The organism is Kitasatospora phosalacinea, from assembly GCF_000716545.1.
Taxonomy (GTDB): Bacteria; Actinomycetota; Actinomycetes; order Streptomycetales; family Streptomycetaceae; genus Kitasatospora; species Kitasatospora phosalacinea.
The window spans coordinates 1-17,703 of record NZ_JNWZ01000034.1; the positions used below are offsets into that span (position 1 = coordinate 1).

Below are 17,703 nucleotides of genomic sequence, written 5' to 3' on the forward strand. Positions count from 1 at the left end.
GGCCCACCGACCGGCACCCACTGTTCACCCGGTCCGGGCCGCGTCGACACCCCGCACCCCGCACCCTCCCGCCCCGTCCCGCCCCTGTCCCGCACCGCCCCTCCTCCCGCGGCCACCGCCCCCGCGGCCCACCGACCGGCACCCACTGTTCACCCGGTCCGGGCCGCGTCGAGTGGTTTGGTCGGCTGATCGCACGGCAAGGTTGGCTGTATGGCCGATCACGTGTCCGAACGCCCCCAGCACTCCGGAGCCGCCCCGATCCTGGTGGCCTCCAACCGCGGCCCGGTGTCCTTCCGCACGGAGGACGACGGCACGCTGACCCTCCGCAGAGGCGGCGGCGGCCTGGTCTCCGGCCTCTCCGCGATCGACGACCCGAACGCGGTGTGGGTCTGCGCCGCGCTCTCCGACGCCGACCGCACCGCCGCCCGGCAGGCCCCCGAGGGGCGCCTCGACCTGGCCGGGCACGACGTCGGCGGACAGGCCGTCCGGATGCTGGACATCGATCCGGAGACCTTCGCCCGCGCCTACAACGGCGTCGCCAACTCCACCCTCTGGTTCGTCCACCACCTGCTCTACCAGACGCCCGTGCAGCCCGCCTTCGACGCGGACTTCCGCACCGAGTGGGACGCCTACCGCGCCTACAACGCCGCCTTCGCCGAGGCGCTCGCCGCCGAGGCCGCCCCCGGCGCGGCCGTCCTGGTGCAGGACTACCACCTCTCGCTGGCCCCCGCGCTGCTCCGCGAGCTCCGCCCCGACCTGCGGATCGGCCACTTCTCGCACACCCCGTGGGCCCCGCCGGACTACTACCGGCTGCTGCCCGACGACGTCGCCGCCGCCGTCCTCGAAGGCATCCTCGGCGCCGACCGCGCCGCCTTCCTCACCCGCCGCTGGGCCCTCGCCTTCGCCGACTGCTGCGAGGCCGTCCTCGGCGCGGAGGTCGACCGCGACGCCCTGACCGTCACCCACGGCGGCCGCACCACCCGGCTCGGCGTGCACGGCCTCGGCGCCGACGCCGAGTTCCTGCGCGAGCGCGCCCACCGGCCCGACGTCGACGAACGGCTCGCCGCCCTGCGCGGGGCCGTCGGCGACCGCCGCACCATCGTCCGGGTCGACCGCACCGAGCTCAGCAAGAACATCGTCCGCGGCCTGCTCGCCTACCGGCACCTGCTGCGCACCCGCCCCGAATGGCTCGGCGAGGTCGTCCACGTCGCCTTCGCCTACCCCTCCCGCACCGACCTCGCCGAGTACCGCGACTACACCGCCGCCGTGCGGCGCGTCGCCGAGGAGATCAACACCGAGTTCGCCACCGACGACTGGCAGCCGCTCATCCTGCACGTCGACGACGACTTCCCGCGCTCCCTCGCCGCCTACCGGCTCGCCGACGTCGCCTTGGTCAACCCGATCCGCGACGGCATGAACCTGGTCGCCAAGGAGGTCCCCGTCGTCTCCGACCACGGCTGCGCCCTCGTCCTCTCCCGCGAGGCCGGCGCCCACGCGGAACTCGCCGACGACGCGATCACGGTCAACCCGTACGACGTCATCGCCACCGCCGACGCCCTCGCCGAAGCCCTCGCCATGCCCGCCGCCGAACGCGCCGACCGCACCAAGCGCCTCGCCGCGGCGGCCACCGCCCTGCCGCCCCAGCAGTGGTTCCTGGACCAGCTGGACGCGCTCCGGTAGCCACGGGACCGGCGTGGGACCGGCGGAGGACGGGCGTGCGGGGGACCGCGCGCCCGTCCTCCGCCGGTGCCTCCTACCGCAGCAGTTCCGCGAGCCCGTTCAGCAGGTCGACCACCCCCGCCGGTCCGGCGACCACCAGGTCCGCACGGTCCGCCAGTTCCGCGACCGGAGGCTCACCGGTGACGGGGCCGCTGCAGACCAGGAGCCCGGGGTGGCCGGCTTCGCGGCGGGCGGCGACCTCCGCGTAGGCGGCGAGGTCACCGAGGTCGTCGCCGGCGAAGACCACCGGGCCCGCGTCCCGTTCCGCCAGGAACCCGCGGAGGGCGACGCCCTTGTCGACCCCCGGCGGCCGCAGTTCGAGGACCATCCGGCCGGGTTCGACGACCAGCCCGTTGCGGTGGGCCAACTCGCCGAGCGGGCCGCGCAGCCGCTCCAGCAGCGCGTCCGGCTCGGCGGCCCGCCTGGTGTGGACGGCCAGCGCGCGCTCCTTGTCCTCCACGAAGGTGCCCTCGGGCACGCCCAACTCGCGCAGCAGCGCGGGAAGTCCGTCCCGGACGGCGGCGACTCCCGGCGGGGGCGGGGCGGCGGTGACGGCACCGCTGTCCGCGTCCCAGCGCTCGGCGCCGTAGTGGCCGAGGACGGTGAGGTGTTCCAGGCCGGGGGCGTCCGCGAAACCGCCGTACGCGGCGGCGGTCGCGGCGGGCCGCCCGGTGACCACCACGACCGCGCCGACCAGCGGGGCGAGCGCACCGAGCGCGGGGACGACGCCGGGGTGGGCGCGGGCCCGGTCCGGGTCGGGGACGATCGGGGCGAGCGTGCCGTCGAAGTCGAGCCCGACGACCGCGGACTTCGGATCGGCGAGCAGCCCCGCCAGTCCGGTCCGCCCCGCCTGGGTCGTGATCTGTTCAGCGATTCCCATGCCCCGACGCTACCCGCCACCGGGGGTCGGCAGCCCTACCTCGGCGTCACTGCCTGGCGTCGCGCCGCTGCTGGCGGACCCGGCGCAGCCGGTTGACCAGGACCGGGTCGTGGGCGAGCGCCTCGGCGCGGTCGAGCAGGGCGTTGAGCAGCTGGTAGTAGCGGGTGGCGGAGATGCCGAGCTCCTGCCGGATCGCCTGCTCCTTGGCGCCGGCGGTCCGCCACCCGCGGGCTTCCAGTTCGAGTACCGCCCGGTCGCGTTCGGTCAGTTCGGCCATGCGTCCAGGCTAGGCCCCGGGGCCGTCAGCACCCGGTCCGGCCAGCCCCGGCGGCCCGGCGCAGCCCCGGCGGCCCGGTCAGCCCTGGCGGCCCGGTCAGCCCTGGCGGGCCCGGTTCGACTCGGCGGTGGCGTCGGACTGCAGGTCGCCGAGCACCTGGTCGCCACCGCTCTTCACGGCGCCGCCGATGCGCTGCTTGATCAGGCTGCTGACCTTGTCCCAGGAGGGCGCGCCGTACGGGTAGAAGTTGGCGCTGGGCAGGTTGTCCAGGAACTGGGTGAGGTCCTGGTGCTGGGGGTTGTCCTTCATCTCCGTCAGGGTGTCCTGGGTGACGGGGAGCATGTTGTACTCCTCGTCGAACTCCAGGGTGTTCTGCTTGGAGAGGGCGAAGTTCAGGAACTTCTTGATCTCGGTCCGGTGCCCGTTGGCCTTGAAGGCCATCAGCCAGTCGGCCACGCCGAAGGCGACCGGCTTGGCCTCCTTCGTGCTCTTGAGCGGGATCGGCGCGATGCCGTACTGGATGCCGGCCGCGGCGGCGTCCTTGAGCAGCGCGGGGTGGCCGTTGAGCATGGCGACCTCGCCCTTGGCGAAGGCGGTGAAGGCGGCCTTCCGGTTGACCGTGCCGGGGTCGGGGTAGGTCAGGCCCTTGTCGACCAGGTTGGTGCGCAGCCACTTGAAGGTGTCGCGGTTCTGCTGGCTGTCGATGGTGTAGTTGCCGACGCTGTCGGAGATCGCGCCGCCGCCGCTCATCGTCCAGATCATCGACTCGGCCTGGGCCTCCTCGGGGCCGAGCGGCAGCGCGTACGGGGTGACGCCCGGCACCTTGGTCTTGATCAGTTCGGCGTCCTTGCGCAGCTCCTCCCAGGTGGTGGGCGGGGCGCCGATGCCGGCCCGCTCGAAGATCGCCTTGTTGTAGACGAACGCCCGGCTGGAGGAGATGAACGGGATGCCGTACTGGCTGCCGAGCACCTGGCCGGCCTTGTTGAAGGAGTCCAGCAGGTTGGCCTGGGCCTCCATGGAGAGCACGTCGCCGACGGGGTAGAGGCGGTCGGCGGCGACCTGGTCGACGAAGCCGCCGGTCTGCACGATGTCGGGGGTGTCGCCCTTGGCGATCAGCTCGGCGACGTGCTTGTCGATGTCGTCCCAGGAGACCACGTCGACGTGCACCTTGATGCCGGAGTTGGCGGCCTCGAAGTCCTTGGCGACCTTGTTCCAGTAGATGCTGCTGCTGTTGGAGTCGTTGGTGCCGTAGTCGGCCGCGACCAGGTCGAGCGTCACCTCTCCCCCGTCGGACAGGATGCCGCAGCCGGACAGCAGGAGGCATCCGGCGAGGGGCAGAGGGATCAGCGCTGATCGCTTCAAGGGGGACCGCCTTAGGGAGGGTGACAGGCGCGACCCTGGCAGTTACCGCGCGCGATGGTCCAGACCTCTTGGGGCGGAAGTTATCGAAGTGTCAGATCCTGTTGCACCAGGCGCAACGTGGACTGCACAACTGTCCGATATGCGGACTGTCATGCCGTCAGTACGGTCACCCCGGCGTCGGCGAAGGCGGCCGCCACCGCGTCCGGCACCTGGTCGTCGGTGACCAGGGTGTCGACCGCCTCCGAGCCGCAGATCCGGGCGAAGGTCCGGCGGCCCAGCTTGGAGGAGTCGGCGGCCACCACCACCCGCCGGGCCCGCTCGGCGAGCAGCCGGTTCACCGCCGCCTCGCCCTCGTGGTGGGCGGTCGCGCCGTGCCCCGGGTCGAACCCGTCCACGCCCAGCACCGCGGTGTCCAGGGCGAGTTCGCCGAGCACCCGGGCGGCCAGCGGGCCGATCAGCTCGTACGACTGGGGGCGGGCGACGCCGCCGGTGACCACGATCTTCACCTGCGGACGGACCGTCAACTCGTTGGCGATGTTGAGCGCGTTGGTGACCACGGTGAGGCTGCGGCCGCCCTCGGGGCGCTCGGCCAGGTCGGGGCGGACGGCCAGCGCCCGGGCCACCTCGGTGGTGGTGGTGCCGCCGTTCAGGCCGACCACCTCGCCGGGCTCGACCAGGCCGGCCACCAGCGCGCCGATCCGCTGCTTGGCGTCGGCGTTGCGGGCGGTCTTGTACCGCAGCGGCAGGTCGTAGGAGACGCTGTGCGCCACCGCGCCGCCGCGGGTGCGGGTGAGCATCTGCTGGCGGGCCAGTTGGTCGAGGTCGCGGCGGATGGTCGCGGCCGAGACGTCCAGCGCGCCGGCCGCCTCCTCGACCTCCAGCCTGCCGTGCTCGGCCAGCAGTTCCAGCAGCGCGTTCCACCGCTCGTACCTGGACACCGTCCTCGCTCCTCCCGCGCTCGGCCGCGCGCCCCGCGCCCGGTCGGGACAGCTTCGCACACCCGGACCCCACCTCATCGTTGCGTAATCATGCGCGAAACAGCTATAAATCAATCATCTTCGCGCACTCGACTCCGCTCGTCCGTGCGCAGCCCCCGGGGAAGCCGAAGGAGCCCTCACCCATGCCGCACCCCTCCCTCACCGCCCAGGAGATCGCCACCCAGCCCGAGGACTGGCGCACCGCCGCCGCACTGGCCGCGAGCGGCCCGGCCGGGCTGCCGCGGCGCGGCGAGCGGGTGGCCGTGGTCGGCTGCGGCACCTCCTGGTTCATGGCCCAGGCGTACGCCGCGCTGCGCGAGTCGGGCGGCCACGGCGAGACCGACGCCTTCGCCGCCTCCGAGTTCCCGCACCCGCGCCGCTACGACCGGGTGCTGGCGATCACCCGCTCGGGCACCACCACCGAGGTGCTGCGGCTGCTGGACGGCACCGACCTGCCGTCCACCGCGATCACCGCCTGCACCGACCAGCCGGTGGCCGCCGCCGCCGACCACCTGGTCGACCTGGGCTTCGCCGACGAGCGCTCGGTGGTGCAGACCCGCTTCGCCACCACCGTGCTCGCCCTGCTGCGCGCCCACCTGGAGCTGGAGGACGCCCTCCCGGCCGGGGTGCGCACCGTCGCCGAGGCGGCCGGGGACGCCGAGCGGGCGGTCGCCTGGCAGGTGCCGGACGAGCTGGTGGCGCTGGAGCAGGTCTCCTTCCTGGGTGCGGGCTGGACCAACGGCCTGGCCCAGGAGGCCGGCCTGAAGATGCGCGAGGCGGCGCTGGCCTGGACCGAGGCGTACCCGGCGATGGAGTACCGGCACGGCCCGGTCTCGATCACCGCCCCGGGCCGGGCCGCCTGGATGTTCGGCGAGCTGCCCGCGGGCCTGGCCGACGAGGTGGCCGCGGTCGGCGGCCTGCTGGTGGCCGACTCCGGGGCGGGCGGCCTCGACCCGCTGGCCGACCTGGTCCGGGTGCACCGGCTGGCCGTCGCGCTGGCCGCGCACCGCGGCCTGGACCCGGACCGGCCCCGCAACCTGACCCGCTCGATCGTCCTCGGCTGACCGCCGCCACCCGGCGCGGTCGGTAACGGCTTCGCCACCCAAACCGCCCAGGAGGCGGCAAAGAGCGATAAACCTCACCTCTCAGGACCAGACCAATCGAGCAACTGGACTAGACCTCTTAGACCCGGCCAAGGGAAACTGTCCCCCGTGAAGCACGTCATCGCACTCGATGTAGGCGGCACCGGCATGAAGGCCGCGCTGGTCGCCCAGGACGGCTCCGTGCTGTTCGAAGCACGCCGACCGACCGGGCGGGAGCACGGCCCTGACGCCGTCGTCGCCACCATCCTCGACTTCGCCGCCGACCTGGCGCAGGAGGGCCGCACCCGGTTCGGTGCCGCCCCCCTCGCGGCGGGCGTCGCCGTGCCGGGGACGATCGACGAGAAGAACGGGATCGCGGTCTTCTCCGCCAACCTCGGCTGGCGGGACCTGCCGATGCGCAAGCTGCTCGGCGAGCGCCTCGGCGGCATCCCGGTCGCCCTCGGCCACGACGTCCGCTCCGGCGGCCTCGCCGAGGGCCGCATCGGCGCCGGACAGGGGGTCGAGCGCTTCCTGTTCATCGCCCTGGGCACCGGCATCGCGGGCGCCATCGGCATCCGCGGCACGATCGAGGCGGGCGCGCACGGCTACGGCGGCGAGATCGGCCACGTGGTGGTCCGCCCCGGCGGCCCGCAGTGCGGCTGCGGCGCCCGCGGCTGCCTGGAGACCCTGGCCTCGGCCTCCGCGGTCTCCCGGGCCTGGGCCGAGGCCAGCGGCGACCCGGACGCCGACGCCGCCGCCTGCGCGAGCGCCGTCGACGCCGGCGACCCGAGGGCCCTCGCGGTCTGGCGCGACGCGGTGGACGCGCTCGCCGACGGCATCGTGCTGGCGCAGAGCCTGCTCGACCCGTCCACGGTGATCGTCGGCGGCGGGCTCGCCGAGGCGGGTGACACGCTCTTCACGCCGCTGCGCGCCGCGGTGACCGAGCGGCTGACCTTCCAGATGCCCCCGAAGGTCGTTCCGGCCATGCTCAAAGACACCGCCGCGTCCCTGGGCGCCGGCTTGCTCGCCTGGGATCTGCTCTCCTTGGAGGTGACCGCGTGACCGCGGACCGTACTGCACTGGCCGGAGCCCGACTGGTCCTGCCCGGCGGGGTGATCGACGCGGGCCGGATCTCCGTCGAGGGCACCCGCATCGCGGGCCTCGGCGGCGAGGCGGACCCGAGCGACCTCGACCTCACCGGGTACACCGTCGTCCCCGGCTTCGTCGACCTGCACGTGCACGGCGGCGGCGGCGCCTCGTACGCCTCCGGCATCGCCGAGGAGGCGCTCACCGCTGCCCGCACGCACCTGGAGCACGGCACCACCACCACGATGGCCTCCACCGTCACCGGCGAGATCGACGAGGTCTGCCGCCAGGCGGCGGTGCTCTCCGAGCTCGTCGAGGACGGCGTCCTGGCCGGCATCCACTTCGAGGGCCCGTTCATCTCGCACAACCGGTGCGGCGCCCACCGCCCCGACCTGCTGCGCGACCCCGACCCGGCGCTGGTGCGCAAGCTCGCCGACGCGGGCCGCGGCCACACCAAGATGTTCACCCTGGCCCCGGAGCTGCCCGGCGGCCTGGAGTCGGTGCGGATGCTGTCCGACCTCGGCATCGTCGCCGCCGTCGGCCACACCGACTCCGACTACGAGACCACCCTGCGGGCGATCGACGCCGGCGCCTCGGTGGCCACCCACCTGTTCAACGCGATGCCGGGCATCCAGCACCGCGCCCCCGGCCCGATCGTCGCCCTGCTGGAGGACGAGCGGGTCACCGTCGAGCTGGTCAACGACGGCGTCCACCTGCACCCCTCGGTGGTCGAGCTGGCCTACGGCACCGCCGGCGCCGAGCGCGTCGCGCTGATCACCGACGCGATGGGCGCGGCCGGCATGGGCGACGGCCTGTACCCGCTCGGCCCGCTGCAGGTCCGGGTCGAGGACGGCGTGGCCCGCCTGGTCGAGGGCGGCTCCATCGCCGGCTCCACCCTCACCCTGGACGTCGCCTTCCGGCGCGCCGTCACCGTCCTCGGCCTGTCCCTGAACCAGGCCGTCACCTCGCTGTCCACCGTCCCCGCCCGCCTGATGGGCCTGGGCGACACCATCGGCACCCTGGAGGCCGGAAAGAACGCCGACCTGGTCGTCCTCGACTCCGACAGCCACGAACTCGTCGCGGTGATGCGCCGCGGCGAGTGGATCGTCGGCGCGGACCGCTTCGCCAGGGCCGGCAACCCGGCCTGACCCGGCGCCGCCCCGCCGGGCGGCCCCGGTCCTCCCGCCACGGGGGTGAGCAGCGGAACCTGCGCCTCGCTACTCACCCCACCGGGAGCTCCCCCTTGCCGCTCGCCCGCACCTGTGACCTGCTCGCCTCCGCCGTCGCCGAACGGCGCGGCCTGCCCGCGTTCAACGTGATCACCCTGGAGCACGCCGAGGCGATCGCCGCCGGCGCCGAGGCCGCGCGGACACCCGTCGTCCTGCAGCTCAGCCAGAACGCGATCGCCTACCGGGGCGGTCGGCTGCTGCCGATCGCCCGCGCCTGCGCCGAGGTCGCCGCCGCCGCCCGCGTCCCCGTCTCGCTGCACCTCGACCACGTCGAGGACCCGGACCTGCTGCGCGCGGCCCCCGCCGCCGGGTTCTCCTCCGCGATGTTCGACGCCTCCGCGCTGCCGCACGACGAGAACGTCAAGGCCACCGCCGAGGCCACCGCCTGGGCCCACCGCCACGGCCTGCACCTGGAGGCCGAACTCGGCCGGGTCGGCGGCAAGGACGGCGAACCGCCGCTCGGCGCGCACGCCCCCGGCGCCCGCACCGACCCGGCCGAGGCCGCCCGGTACGTCGCCGAGACCGGGGTCGACGCGCTGGCCGTCGCGGTCGGCTCCGCGCACGCGATGACCACCCGCACCGCCGCCCTGGACCACGCCCTGATCCGCGAGCTGGCCGCCGCCGTCCCCGTCCCGCTGGTCCTGCACGGCAGCTCCGGCGTCCCGGACGCCGCGCTCGCCGAGGCGGTCGCCGCCGGCATGGTCAAGATCAACATCGGGACGGCGCTCAACCTCGCCTGCACCCCGGCGATCCGCGCCCGGCTGGCCGCCGACCCCGCCGCCAGCGACCCGCGCGGCTACCTGGCGGCGGCCCGGGACGCGATGGCGCGCACCGTCGAACAGCTGGCCCGGGTGGTCTCCGGCCGGGCCTGAACCGGCGGCGCGGGGGAACCCTCCCCCGCGCCGCCGCCGCTACTTCGGGTACTCGTTGACGCTCATCGGCGTCAGCGCGACCTGGTCCAGCAGGACCGGGTTGGTCGCCCCGGCCGGCACGGTCAGCGTGATGGTGTTCGGCCCGGCCTTCAGCTCCGGCCATATGTTGGTGCTGAACCAGGAGTACGCCGGGTCGGCGGCCGGGTTCTTGGAGTAGTTCTTGAAGGTCACGCCGCCCGGGTGGTCCTTGCCGTTGACGGTGACCTGGGCCGGCTGGTCGGCGCCGGTGTTGTTGAAGTGCAGCCAGAGCTTGGCCTTGCCGTCGGCGTCCGCGTTGACCGTCCAGGTGAAGGTCGACCCGGCCTGCAGCACCAGGTAGCCGCCGTCGGCGGAGACCGCGCCCTTGACGGTGGCGGCGGTGGCGGCGCCCTGCGCCTGCAGCTTGGACGCGTCGCTGATCGGCTCGCTCGCGGCGCTCGGGCTGGGCGCGGCGCTGCTCGCGGGCGCGCTCGGGCTGCTCCCGGTGCTGCCGCCGGCGGTCGCGCTCGCCGCCGGGGCCTTGCCGGTGGGGTCGGCCGCGGCCTTGCCGCCCGGGTCGCCGGTGGACAGCGCCACGCCGGCGCCGATGGCGATCGCCGCGACCACCGCGACGGCGCCGATGATCGCCGCCTTGCCGCGGCCCGCGGGCCGGTCCTCGCCCGGCCGCGGGCGGGAGCGCTCGGCGTACCGGGGCTGCTGGGGCAGCGCCGCGGTGGGATCGTGGGGCGCCACCGGGCCCTGGCCGTAGCCGGGCGGCGGCGGGGCCTGCGGGTAGGTTGGGCGGTCGCCGTAGGTGGCGCGGCCCACCTCCATCGGGCGCTGGTAGCCGCTGCGGGGGCGCTCGGCGGCCGGCTGCTCGCCCTCGGCCGGTCGGTACAGGTACGCGAAGGGGTCTTCCCCGCCCGCGCCCTCGGGCGCCGCGCCGCTGTTGCCGGGCGTGGTCACGTTCGACTCCCCTGGACTGGTTGTACTCGTACCCAGGGCACCCTACCTGCCCCCGGCGAGCGGGGGACAAGCGGTTCAGCCCGCCCGGCGGTGCGAGCGCTCGCCCCGGGAGCCGCGGGCGGGGCCGCCGCGGGTGCGCTTCTCGTCGTACATCCGCTCGTCCGCGGAGTGCAGCACCTCGTCGATGCTCATCCCGCAGCCGGCCCAGCCGATGCCGAGGCTGACGCCGACCCGCACCGCCCGGTTGTCGATCCGCATCGGCGGCAGGATCGCGCTGCGCAGCCGCCCGGCCAGCTCCTTGGCCTCCTCGCGGCCGATGTTGTCGGCGAGGACGACGAACTCGTCGCCGCTCATCCGGGCCACCGTGTCGCCCTCCCGGACGACCTGCTGCAGGCGGCGGGCGATCTCGATCAGGACGGCGTCGCCGGTGTTGTGGCCGTGCCGGTCGTTGACCAGCTTGAAGCCGTCCAGGTCGCAGTAGAGGACGGCCAGCCCGCGCTCGCCCACCGGGGCGCCGCCGCCGCGGCGGTGGCCGTGCCAGAGGTCCCCGGGCGGCTGCTCGGCGGGGACCACGGCGTGCACGTGGTGGGCCGGGACGCCGGAGTGGTGCAGCACCTCCCCGGCGGCGAAGGCGGCCCGGTCGCGCTCCAGGGCCCCGTCGGGGGCCGCGTAACCGTGCGCGAGGGGTACGGGGGCGCCCACCGGCGCGCGGCCGTCCTGGGCGGCGTGGGCGCCCTGGAGGGGCGCCCCGGCGGGCGACGCCTGGCCGGGCACGCCGGCGTGCGGTGCGACCGGACAGAGTCGGCGGGCGAGCCTGGCCCGCAGCTCCGCGCCGTTGGGCAGGCCGGTGAGCGCGTCGTGGCTGGCCCGGTGGGCGAGCTGCAGCTCGTGCCGCTTGCGGTCCTCGATGTCCTCGACGTGGGTGAGCAGGAAACTGGGGCCCTCGGCGGCGTCGGCGACCACCGAGTTGCGCAGGCAGACCCACTGGTAGCCGCCGTCGCGCCGGGCCAGCCGCAGCTCGGCCCGGCCGCCCTCGGCGCTGGTGCGCAGCAGCAGGTCGAGGTCGTCGGGGTGGACCAGGTCGACGAAGCGCTGCTGGCGCAGCGCGGCCCGGGGGCGGCCCAGCAGCCGGCACAGGGCGTCGTTGACGCGGCTGAGCTGGCCGGTGGCCTCGCCGTGCAGCTCGGTGATGGCCATCCCGCTGGGGGCGTACTCGAAGGCCTGCCGGAAGGACTCCTCGCTGGCCCGCAGGGCCTGCTGCTCCTTCTCCAGCCGGGCCAGGGCGCGCTGCATCTCGGCCCGCAGCCGGGCGTTGCCGATCGCGATGGAGGCCTGCAGGGAGAACATCTCCAGGGCCTCGCGGGTCCACGCGCCGGGGCGCTTGCCGCTGCGCGGGCGGTCCACCGAGAGGATGCCGAGCAGGTCGCCGCCGGCGCTGTACATCGGCGCGAGCAGGACGTCGGAGGGGTGCCAGTCGTTGCCGTAGACCGGCATCGGGCCGTTGCCGGTCCAGGTGGGGATGTCGGTGGCTATCGCCCAGCCGCGGTCGTGCGGCAGGAAGCGCAGGGTGCCCCAGTGGTCGGCGACCTGGAGCATCCGCTCCCAGGACTCGCGGGAGCCGACCTGGCCGAGCAGGACGGCCGGGCCCCCGAAGGCGCTCTCCTCGATCTCCCAGACGGCGGCGACCACCAGGTCCCCGTCGGGGCGGACCAGGCTGACCGCGGCGGCGTCGAACCCGAGCCCGTGGACCGCGCCCTCGACGACCGCCTGCAAGGTCCCCGCCAGGCTCCGGGCAGCGTTGAGGTCCGCCACGACCCGGTGCAAGGTGCGAAGGGTCGCGAGGCGGACGTAGGGCTCCGACTCGGCTTCCATGCGGGGGCTCCCCGGCTGCTTCGGATGGTTCTTGACAAGGTTTCGTCCGATTGCCAGAAGAACTGAATCACAGCGAGCACTCCGATAGGCACGCTCGGTCAGCAATAGGCTGTGACTGTGACTCAAATCACATAATGATCAAGACCTTTGCGACCGAGGACCGAACGGACCTACGACCGGACTACGACCACGGCCCGATACCGGCACGCCCGGTCGGCGACTAGCGTGCGGTACGTGTACAGCTCCCAGCAGTCCCCCGCCGCCCCCGCGGCCCCCGCCGGCGCGGCGGCGGCCGGCGCCGCCCCCGAGGAGTTCCGGGCCGCCCTCGGCCAGCTCGCCGCGGGCGTCTCCCTGCTGACCGTGCACGACCCGGAGGACGGCGAGGACGCCGGGATGACCGCCACCTCGCTGCTGTCGGTGTCGCTGGAACCGCCGCTGGTGCTGGTCTCGGTCCGCGAGGACTCGCGGATGGACGAGCTGCTGGCCCGGGCCGAGACCTGGGCGGTGTCGCTGCTCGCCGAGGAGCACCGCGCGCTCGCCTCCCGGTTCGCGATGAAGGGGCGGCTCAGCGACCGGCTGCTGTTCGCCGACGCCGCCTGGCACCGCGGGCCGCACACCGGCGCCCCGCTGATCGACGGCGCGCTGGCCACCCTGGAGTGCCGCACCGAGCAGCGGATCGCCGCCGGCGACCACACCCTGGTGCTCGGCCGCGTCCTGGCCGCCGAGGTGCCCGCCCCGGCCGGACGGCCGCTGCTGTACCTGCGCGGCGGCTACCGCCGGCTCGACTGACGGACCGTCACTGCGGGCGGATCCGGCCGCGGCCCTGCTTGAGCCCCGAGCGGTGCCGCTTGTTCTCCAGCCGCCGCTCGACCATGCCGCGGCTGGGCTTGGTGGCCCGCCGGGCCTTCGGCGGCGGCGCGGTGGCCTCCCCCAGCAGCGCGGCCAGCCGGGCCGCCGCCACCTCCCGGTTGCGCCACTGCGAACGGTGCTCGGAGGCCCGCACCACCAGCACCCCGTCCACCAGCCGCGAGGCCAGCCGCTCCAGGGCGCGCTCCTTCCACACCGCGGGCAGCGCGTCGGAGGCGGCCAGGTCCCACCGCAGCTCGACCCTCGAGTCGGAGGTGTTCACGTGCTGCCCGCCGGGGCCGGAGGAACGCGAGAAGCGCCAGACGAGCTCGGCGTCGGGGACGACCACCGAGCCCCGTACGCGCACGGGCTCAGTCATGCCGCCCATCATCCCGCCCCCTCCCGGCCCCCGTCACCTGGTTAAGGCGCCCGGACCGAACGGGCACAATGGCGGGCGTGATCGAGCTCGGCTACTCCCTCTCCACCCGCTTCCCCGACCCCCCGCAGACCGACTACCGCACCGCGTCGGTCCACTCGCTGCGGCACGACCTGTTCGCCGGCGACGTGTACCTGGAGGCGGACGGGGGCGCGGCCCTGGAGACCCACTGGCACTGGGTGCCGGTGCTCGACTTCGCCTGGGCGGTGTGCGACATCGCCGAACGCCTCGACGAGGGCCCGCGCGGCAGCCGGGAGGCCCGGGTCCGCACCGAGGACCTGGACTTCACCCAGAACACCGAACTGCTGCGCTTCGCCCGCCGGTTCGGCTGGGTGGAGATCACCGCCACCTGGCGCCCCGACGACGAGCCCCTGGTGGTGCGGCACGCCGAACTGCGCCGCGAGGCACGGGACTTCCTGCAGGACGTGCTGGCCGACCTGAGTGAGCTGCACGAGGGACTCGCCGACAACCCGAACATCTGGACCGTGCAGGGCCGCTACCCGAGAATCTGATGCGGCGCGGGGCGTCCGTACGGGGGAGAAATCCGTCCGTCCACCGGGCGGTGGAACCAATGACCGCCCGTCCCGCGTTCTCTGGGCAAAACCGACCGAAGGGACACCACAGACCATGCCCGTGAGCCTCTCCAAGGGTGGCAACGTCTCGCTGACCAAGGAGGCCCCCGGCCTGACCGCGGTCACCGTCGGCCTCGGCTGGGACGTGCGCACCACCACCGGTGCCGAGTTCGACCTCGACGCCAGCGCGATCGTCCTCAACGGCGAAGGCAAGGTCTACTCCGACCGGCACTTCGTCTTCTTCAACAACACCAGCACCCCGGACAGCACCGTCGTGCACACCGGCGACAACCGCACCGGCGAGGGCCAGGGCGACGACGAGCAGATCAACGTCAACCTGGCCGCGCTGCCCGCCGACGTGCAGCGGATCACCTTCCCGGTGTCGATCTACGACGGCAACAACCGCGGCCAGAGCTTCGGCCAGGTCCGCAACGCCTACATCCGGGTGCTGAACCAGGCCGGCGGCGCCGAGATCGCCCGCTACGACCTCTCCGAGGACGCCGCCACCGAGACCGCGATGGTCTTCGGCGAGCTGTACCGCAACGGCGCCGAGTGGAAGTTCCGCGCCATCGGCCAGGGCTACGCCTCCGGCCTGGTCGGCATCGCCCAGGACTTCGGCGTCAACGTCTGACCCGCACCGCACGCGCGAACGGCCCCCCGAGGCTCCCGGGGGGCCGTTCGCGCGTTCCGGGTCAGGACCGGCCGGCCCGCAGCTCGGGCAGCTCCAGCAGCTCGGTCTCGTCGTGCGCGGTCAGGTCGACCACCTCGGGCTCGGTGTCCGACTCGGCGTGCTGGTGGCTCGGCGGCTGCTCCACGGCCTGGTGGCTCGGCGGCTGCGCGGCGTCCACCGGGGCGCCGCCCAGCACCGCGTAGCGCTCGCTGTCGGCCAGCGCCTCGTCGCCCACCACGTCCGCCAGGTCGTCGACCGCGGGCGCCGGGGCGCCCGGGCGCAGCGCGGCCCGGGCCGTGCCGGGGCGGCCGAAGAAGCTGAACGCGGTGGCCCGCGGCCGTTGCGGCGCCGGCACCGCCGCCGGTGCGGCACCCCGCGCGGGGATCGCCGGGCCGACCGGGCGCAGCGCGTCCGCCCCGGTGGCCGGCACCGGGTCGGGCATCTTCGGGCGCAGCTCGACCTGGGCCCGCTCGTCCACCGCGCGGCGCGCCTCGGCGGCCGCCGCCTGCCGCTCCAGGTGCCGCACCGCGGCCTGCGCGCGGACGAACGAGGCGGGGGTGACCGGGTGCTTGGGCCGGGTGGCCTCCAGGGCCTCGCGGGCCGCCTCGGCCTCCTTCAGGGCCTGCTCGGCGACCATCACGGCCCGCTCGCGCAGCAGCCGGGCGATCTCGGTCTCGGCCTTGGCCAGCCGGGACTTCTCCGCGGTCAGCCGCCGCCCGAACCGGGTGGCGCGCTCCTCGGCGACCTCGGCCGCGTACTCGGCCTCGGCGATCTGCTCCTCGTAGCTCTCCTCGGCGCGCAGCCGGCGCACCACCGCCAGCTCGGCGGCGGCCCGGGCGGCCCGGTCGCGCTGGCGCAGCACCAGGGCCAGCCCGACCACGGCGACCACTGCGGCGACCCCGACCGAACGGGCCACGACCTGGTCCGGGCTGGCCACCAGCGCGGCCACCGCCGCGACCACGAGCACACCGGAGGCGGCCGGGGGCAGCAGCCGGCCGAGGACGGAGGAATGACGGTGGCGTCCGCGAGACATGGCTAGAAACTAGCGTGCGAATCACGGCCCTGTCAGCCTCGCCCCCCTTTCGGGCCTTGACAGGCCGTGCCGGGTGCCGGAGGCGACGGGCGGGCGGTGGTGCGTCAGCGCGGGGAGGCGGCCGTCCCGCGCGGGTGCTCGGGGTCGTCGTGGTCGTCGGGGAGCCTGCAGACGTGCTGCAGCCACAGCGCCACCGCGATCACCGCCGCGCCCGCCAGCACCGCGAACAGCGCGGTGGCCGCCTGCGTCCGGCGGGCCGCGATGTCGAGCGAGCCGAGCAGGAACACCCCGACGCCCGCGTAGACCCCGGTCACCACCGCCGACACCAGCGCACTGGCCTGCCCCAGCACCAGCGCGCGGGCCGCGTGCAGCGGGTCCACGCCCTTGGCGCCGGGCTGCCGCTCCCGCACCGCCTTCAGCCGGGAGCGCAGCGAGACCGCCGCGGCCAGCAGCACCACGGCGACCGCGGCCAGCACGTACGGCGCGTAGGCGGGCACCCCGGGCAGCGTGCCCAGCGAGTCCCACAGCCGGGCGCCGCCCCAGGACAGCAGCCCCGTGATCGCGGTGATGCCGAGCAGCAGGCGGAGACGGAGCGGCTTCACGCGGACGGGCTTCCTTCCAGTGGTTCGACGGCGGGCGCCACGACCAGGCCACCGTACCGGCCCGGCCGCGCCCCAGGGAGCTACGCCCGCGGGCGCCCGGAAGTTCCCGGGCCTACTCCGGCAGGCGCAGCTGGAGGTCGGCGCGGAGCCGCACGCCCTGCGCCTCGGCCCCGCCCAGGCCCGCCAGCAGCTCGGCGACCGGCCCGTGGCCCGGTACCTCGGCCGCCGGGTCGGCGTCCTGCCAGGGGGCCAGCACGAAGGCCCGCTCGTGGGCCCGCGGGTGGGGCAGCGTCAGGTGCGGGTCGTCGCTGGTGACCCCCTCGTAGGCGAGCACGTCGACGTCCAGGGTGCGCGGCCCCCAGTGCACCTCGCGGACCCGGCCGAAGGCGTCCTCCACCGCGTTGGCCCGCTCCAGCAGGTCCTGCGGGGGCAGCGAGGTGCGCAGCACCGCGACGGCGTTGAAGTAGCTCGGCTGGTTCTCGGGGCCGCCGACGGCGTCGGTCTCGTACACCGCGGACAGCGCGGTCACCCGCACCCCCGGGGTGTCCTCCAGCGCGTCCACGGCGCCCTGGAGGGTCTCCAGGCGGTTGCCCAGGTTGCTGCCGAGGGCGACGGCGGCGGTGCGGGAGTCGTGCAGGGTCGACTCCGCGCGGTCCACCCTGCCCTGCAGGTCGAACGTGGTCGGCGTGGCGGTCGGGTCGGTCGTGGCCAATGGAGTTCCCTCTGTTCGGGCTCCACCGGGGGCGGTCAGGCCCGGGCCCGGCGGATCGTGATGGTGACGTCGTCGAACGGGACGGTGATCGGGGCGTCCGGCTTGTGCACGGTGACCTCGACCTCCTCGACCACCTCGTGCCGCAGGCACTGGTCGGCGATCCGCTGGGCCAGCGTCTCGATCAGGTCGACCGGGTCGCCCGCGATCACCGCGGTGACCTCCTCCGCGATCACGCCGTAGTGCGCGGTGCGGGTCAGGTCGTCGCCCGCGGCGGCCGGCCGGGTGTCGAGGAACAGCACCAGGTCGACCACGAAGGTCTGTCCCTCGATCCGCTCGCGCTCGAAGACGCCGTGGTGGCCGCGGGCACGCAGCCCGCGCAGGGTGACGCGGTCCAGCAAAAGAATCACTGCTCCCAGCTGACGGCCCCGCCGGGGCGGGGACCGGCGGGCACCGTCGCCCGCCGCCCCTCGAATCTACCTTCGACCGCCGACG

The 17,703-nt window shown here is 74.8% G+C and carries 19 protein-coding genes; 8 read left to right on the forward strand and 11 right to left on the reverse strand.

Annotated elements, in window-relative coordinates:
• Nucleotides 1-210 precede the first annotated feature (210 nt).
• Nucleotides 211-1,680 (forward strand): alpha,alpha-trehalose-phosphate synthase (UDP-forming), encoded by a 1,470-nt coding sequence (locus OO48_RS18400; RefSeq protein ID WP_033217577.1) that lies wholly within the window; start codon nucleotides 211-213, stop codon nucleotides 1,678-1,680.
• A gap of 73 nt (nucleotides 1,681-1,753) precedes the next feature.
• On the opposite strand, the gene otsB is transcribed toward OO48_RS18400, so the two are convergent.
• The 4 genes from otsB to OO48_RS18420 form a co-directional block, all read right to left on the reverse strand.
• A complete protein-coding gene (otsB, locus tag OO48_RS18405; RefSeq protein ID WP_033217579.1) occupies nucleotides 1,754-2,599 on the reverse strand; it encodes a trehalose-phosphatase in 846 nt (281 codons plus the stop codon).
• 46 nt (nucleotides 2,600-2,645) lie between these two features.
• Nucleotides 2,646-2,876 (reverse strand): DUF3263 domain-containing protein, encoded by a 231-nt coding sequence (locus OO48_RS18410; protein WP_033217581.1) that lies wholly within the window; start codon nucleotides 2,874-2,876, stop codon nucleotides 2,646-2,648.
• A gap of 96 nt (nucleotides 2,877-2,972) precedes the next feature.
• Nucleotides 2,973-4,238 (reverse strand): extracellular solute-binding protein, encoded by a 1,266-nt coding sequence (locus OO48_RS18415; protein WP_245194706.1) that lies wholly within the window; start codon nucleotides 4,236-4,238, stop codon nucleotides 2,973-2,975.
• Between the two features lie 149 nt (nucleotides 4,239-4,387).
• Nucleotides 4,388-5,176 carry a DeoR/GlpR family DNA-binding transcription regulator gene (locus OO48_RS18420; protein WP_033217583.1) on the reverse strand — a complete coding sequence of 263 codons (789 nt, stop codon included), beginning with the start codon at nucleotides 5,174-5,176 and terminating at the stop codon, nucleotides 4,388-4,390.
• 182 nt (nucleotides 5,177-5,358) lie between these two features.
• Here OO48_RS18420 and OO48_RS18425 point away from each other — a divergent pair, with 182 nt between their 5' ends.
• The 4 genes from OO48_RS18425 (at nucleotide 5,359) to OO48_RS18440 (ending at nucleotide 9,484) form a co-directional block, all read left to right on the forward strand.
• Nucleotides 5,359-6,279, forward strand: coding sequence for an SIS domain-containing protein (locus OO48_RS18425; protein WP_033217585.1), 921 nt, complete (start codon nucleotides 5,359-5,361; stop codon nucleotides 6,277-6,279).
• Nucleotides 6,280-6,426: 147 nt separating this feature from the next.
• Complete coding sequence (locus tag OO48_RS18430; RefSeq protein ID WP_033217587.1) at nucleotides 6,427-7,359, forward strand: ROK family protein; 933 nt, start codon at nucleotides 6,427-6,429, stop codon at nucleotides 7,357-7,359.
• Nucleotides 7,356-8,531, forward strand: a complete 1,176-nt coding sequence (nagA, locus tag OO48_RS18435) for an N-acetylglucosamine-6-phosphate deacetylase (protein WP_033217589.1) — start codon at nucleotides 7,356-7,358, stop codon at nucleotides 8,529-8,531. The genes OO48_RS18430 and nagA overlap by 4 nt, the downstream gene beginning before the upstream one ends.
• A 95-nt stretch (nucleotides 8,532-8,626) precedes the next feature.
• Complete coding sequence (locus OO48_RS18440) at nucleotides 8,627-9,484, forward strand: class II fructose-bisphosphate aldolase (protein ID WP_033217590.1); 858 nt, start codon at nucleotides 8,627-8,629, stop codon at nucleotides 9,482-9,484.
• Nucleotides 9,485-9,523: 39 nt separating this feature from the next.
• Here the strand turns inward: OO48_RS18440 and OO48_RS18445 are convergent, their stop codons facing one another.
• Nucleotides 9,524-10,468: a carbohydrate-binding protein gene (locus tag OO48_RS18445; protein WP_033217593.1), complete on the reverse strand. Its 945-nt coding sequence runs from the start codon at nucleotides 10,466-10,468 to the stop codon at nucleotides 9,524-9,526.
• Nucleotides 10,469-10,543: 75 nt separating this feature from the next.
• Nucleotides 10,544-12,340: a GGDEF domain-containing protein gene (locus OO48_RS18450; RefSeq protein WP_033217595.1), complete on the reverse strand. Its 1,797-nt coding sequence runs from the start codon at nucleotides 12,338-12,340 to the stop codon at nucleotides 10,544-10,546.
• 234 nt (nucleotides 12,341-12,574) lie between these two features.
• Here OO48_RS18450 and OO48_RS18455 point away from each other — a divergent pair, with 234 nt between their 5' ends.
• Nucleotides 12,575-13,129 carry a flavin reductase family protein gene (locus OO48_RS18455; RefSeq protein WP_033217690.1) on the forward strand — a complete coding sequence of 185 codons (555 nt, stop codon included), beginning with the start codon at nucleotides 12,575-12,577 and terminating at the stop codon, nucleotides 13,127-13,129.
• A 7-nt stretch (nucleotides 13,130-13,136) separates the two neighbouring features.
• Here OO48_RS18455 and arfB read toward each other — a convergent pair whose 3' ends face one another.
• The gene (arfB, locus tag OO48_RS18460; protein ID WP_033217692.1) at nucleotides 13,137-13,574 is read right to left on the reverse strand and encodes an alternative ribosome rescue aminoacyl-tRNA hydrolase ArfB; all 438 of its coding nucleotides are present in this window, start codon (nucleotides 13,572-13,574) and stop codon (nucleotides 13,137-13,139) included.
• Nucleotides 13,575-13,642: 68 nt separating this feature from the next.
• Between arfB and OO48_RS18465 the strand changes: the two genes are divergently transcribed.
• Both OO48_RS18465 and OO48_RS18470 read left to right on the forward strand, forming a co-directional pair.
• On the forward strand, nucleotides 13,643-14,134 hold the full coding sequence (locus OO48_RS18465) for a hypothetical protein (RefSeq protein ID WP_033217693.1): 492 nt from the start codon (nucleotides 13,643-13,645) through the stop codon (nucleotides 14,132-14,134).
• A 115-nt stretch (nucleotides 14,135-14,249) separates the two neighbouring features.
• Nucleotides 14,250-14,825, forward strand: coding sequence for a TerD family protein (locus OO48_RS18470; protein WP_033217596.1), 576 nt, complete (start codon nucleotides 14,250-14,252; stop codon nucleotides 14,823-14,825).
• Nucleotides 14,826-14,886: 61 nt separating this feature from the next.
• Here OO48_RS18470 and OO48_RS18475 read toward each other — a convergent pair whose 3' ends face one another.
• The 4 genes from OO48_RS18475 to folB all read right to left on the reverse strand — a co-directional run bounded on the left by OO48_RS18475 (nucleotide 14,887) and on the right by folB (nucleotide 17,606).
• A complete protein-coding gene (locus OO48_RS18475) occupies nucleotides 14,887-15,897 on the reverse strand; it encodes a hypothetical protein (RefSeq protein ID WP_157845489.1) in 1,011 nt (336 codons plus the stop codon).
• A gap of 104 nt (nucleotides 15,898-16,001) precedes the next feature.
• On the reverse strand, nucleotides 16,002-16,499 hold the full coding sequence (locus tag OO48_RS18480) for a DUF3180 domain-containing protein (protein ID WP_033217598.1): 498 nt from the start codon (nucleotides 16,497-16,499) through the stop codon (nucleotides 16,002-16,004).
• 112 nt (nucleotides 16,500-16,611) lie between these two features.
• Entirely contained in the window at nucleotides 16,612-17,361 is a 750-nt protein-coding gene (folK, locus tag OO48_RS18485) for a 2-amino-4-hydroxy-6-hydroxymethyldihydropteridine diphosphokinase (protein ID WP_425338558.1), read from the reverse strand.
• Nucleotides 17,247-17,606, reverse strand: coding sequence for a dihydroneopterin aldolase (gene folB / locus OO48_RS18490; protein ID WP_033217694.1), 360 nt, complete (start codon nucleotides 17,604-17,606; stop codon nucleotides 17,247-17,249). The genes folK and folB overlap by 115 nt, the downstream gene beginning before the upstream one ends.
• Between the last annotated feature and the right edge of the window lie 97 nt (nucleotides 17,607-17,703).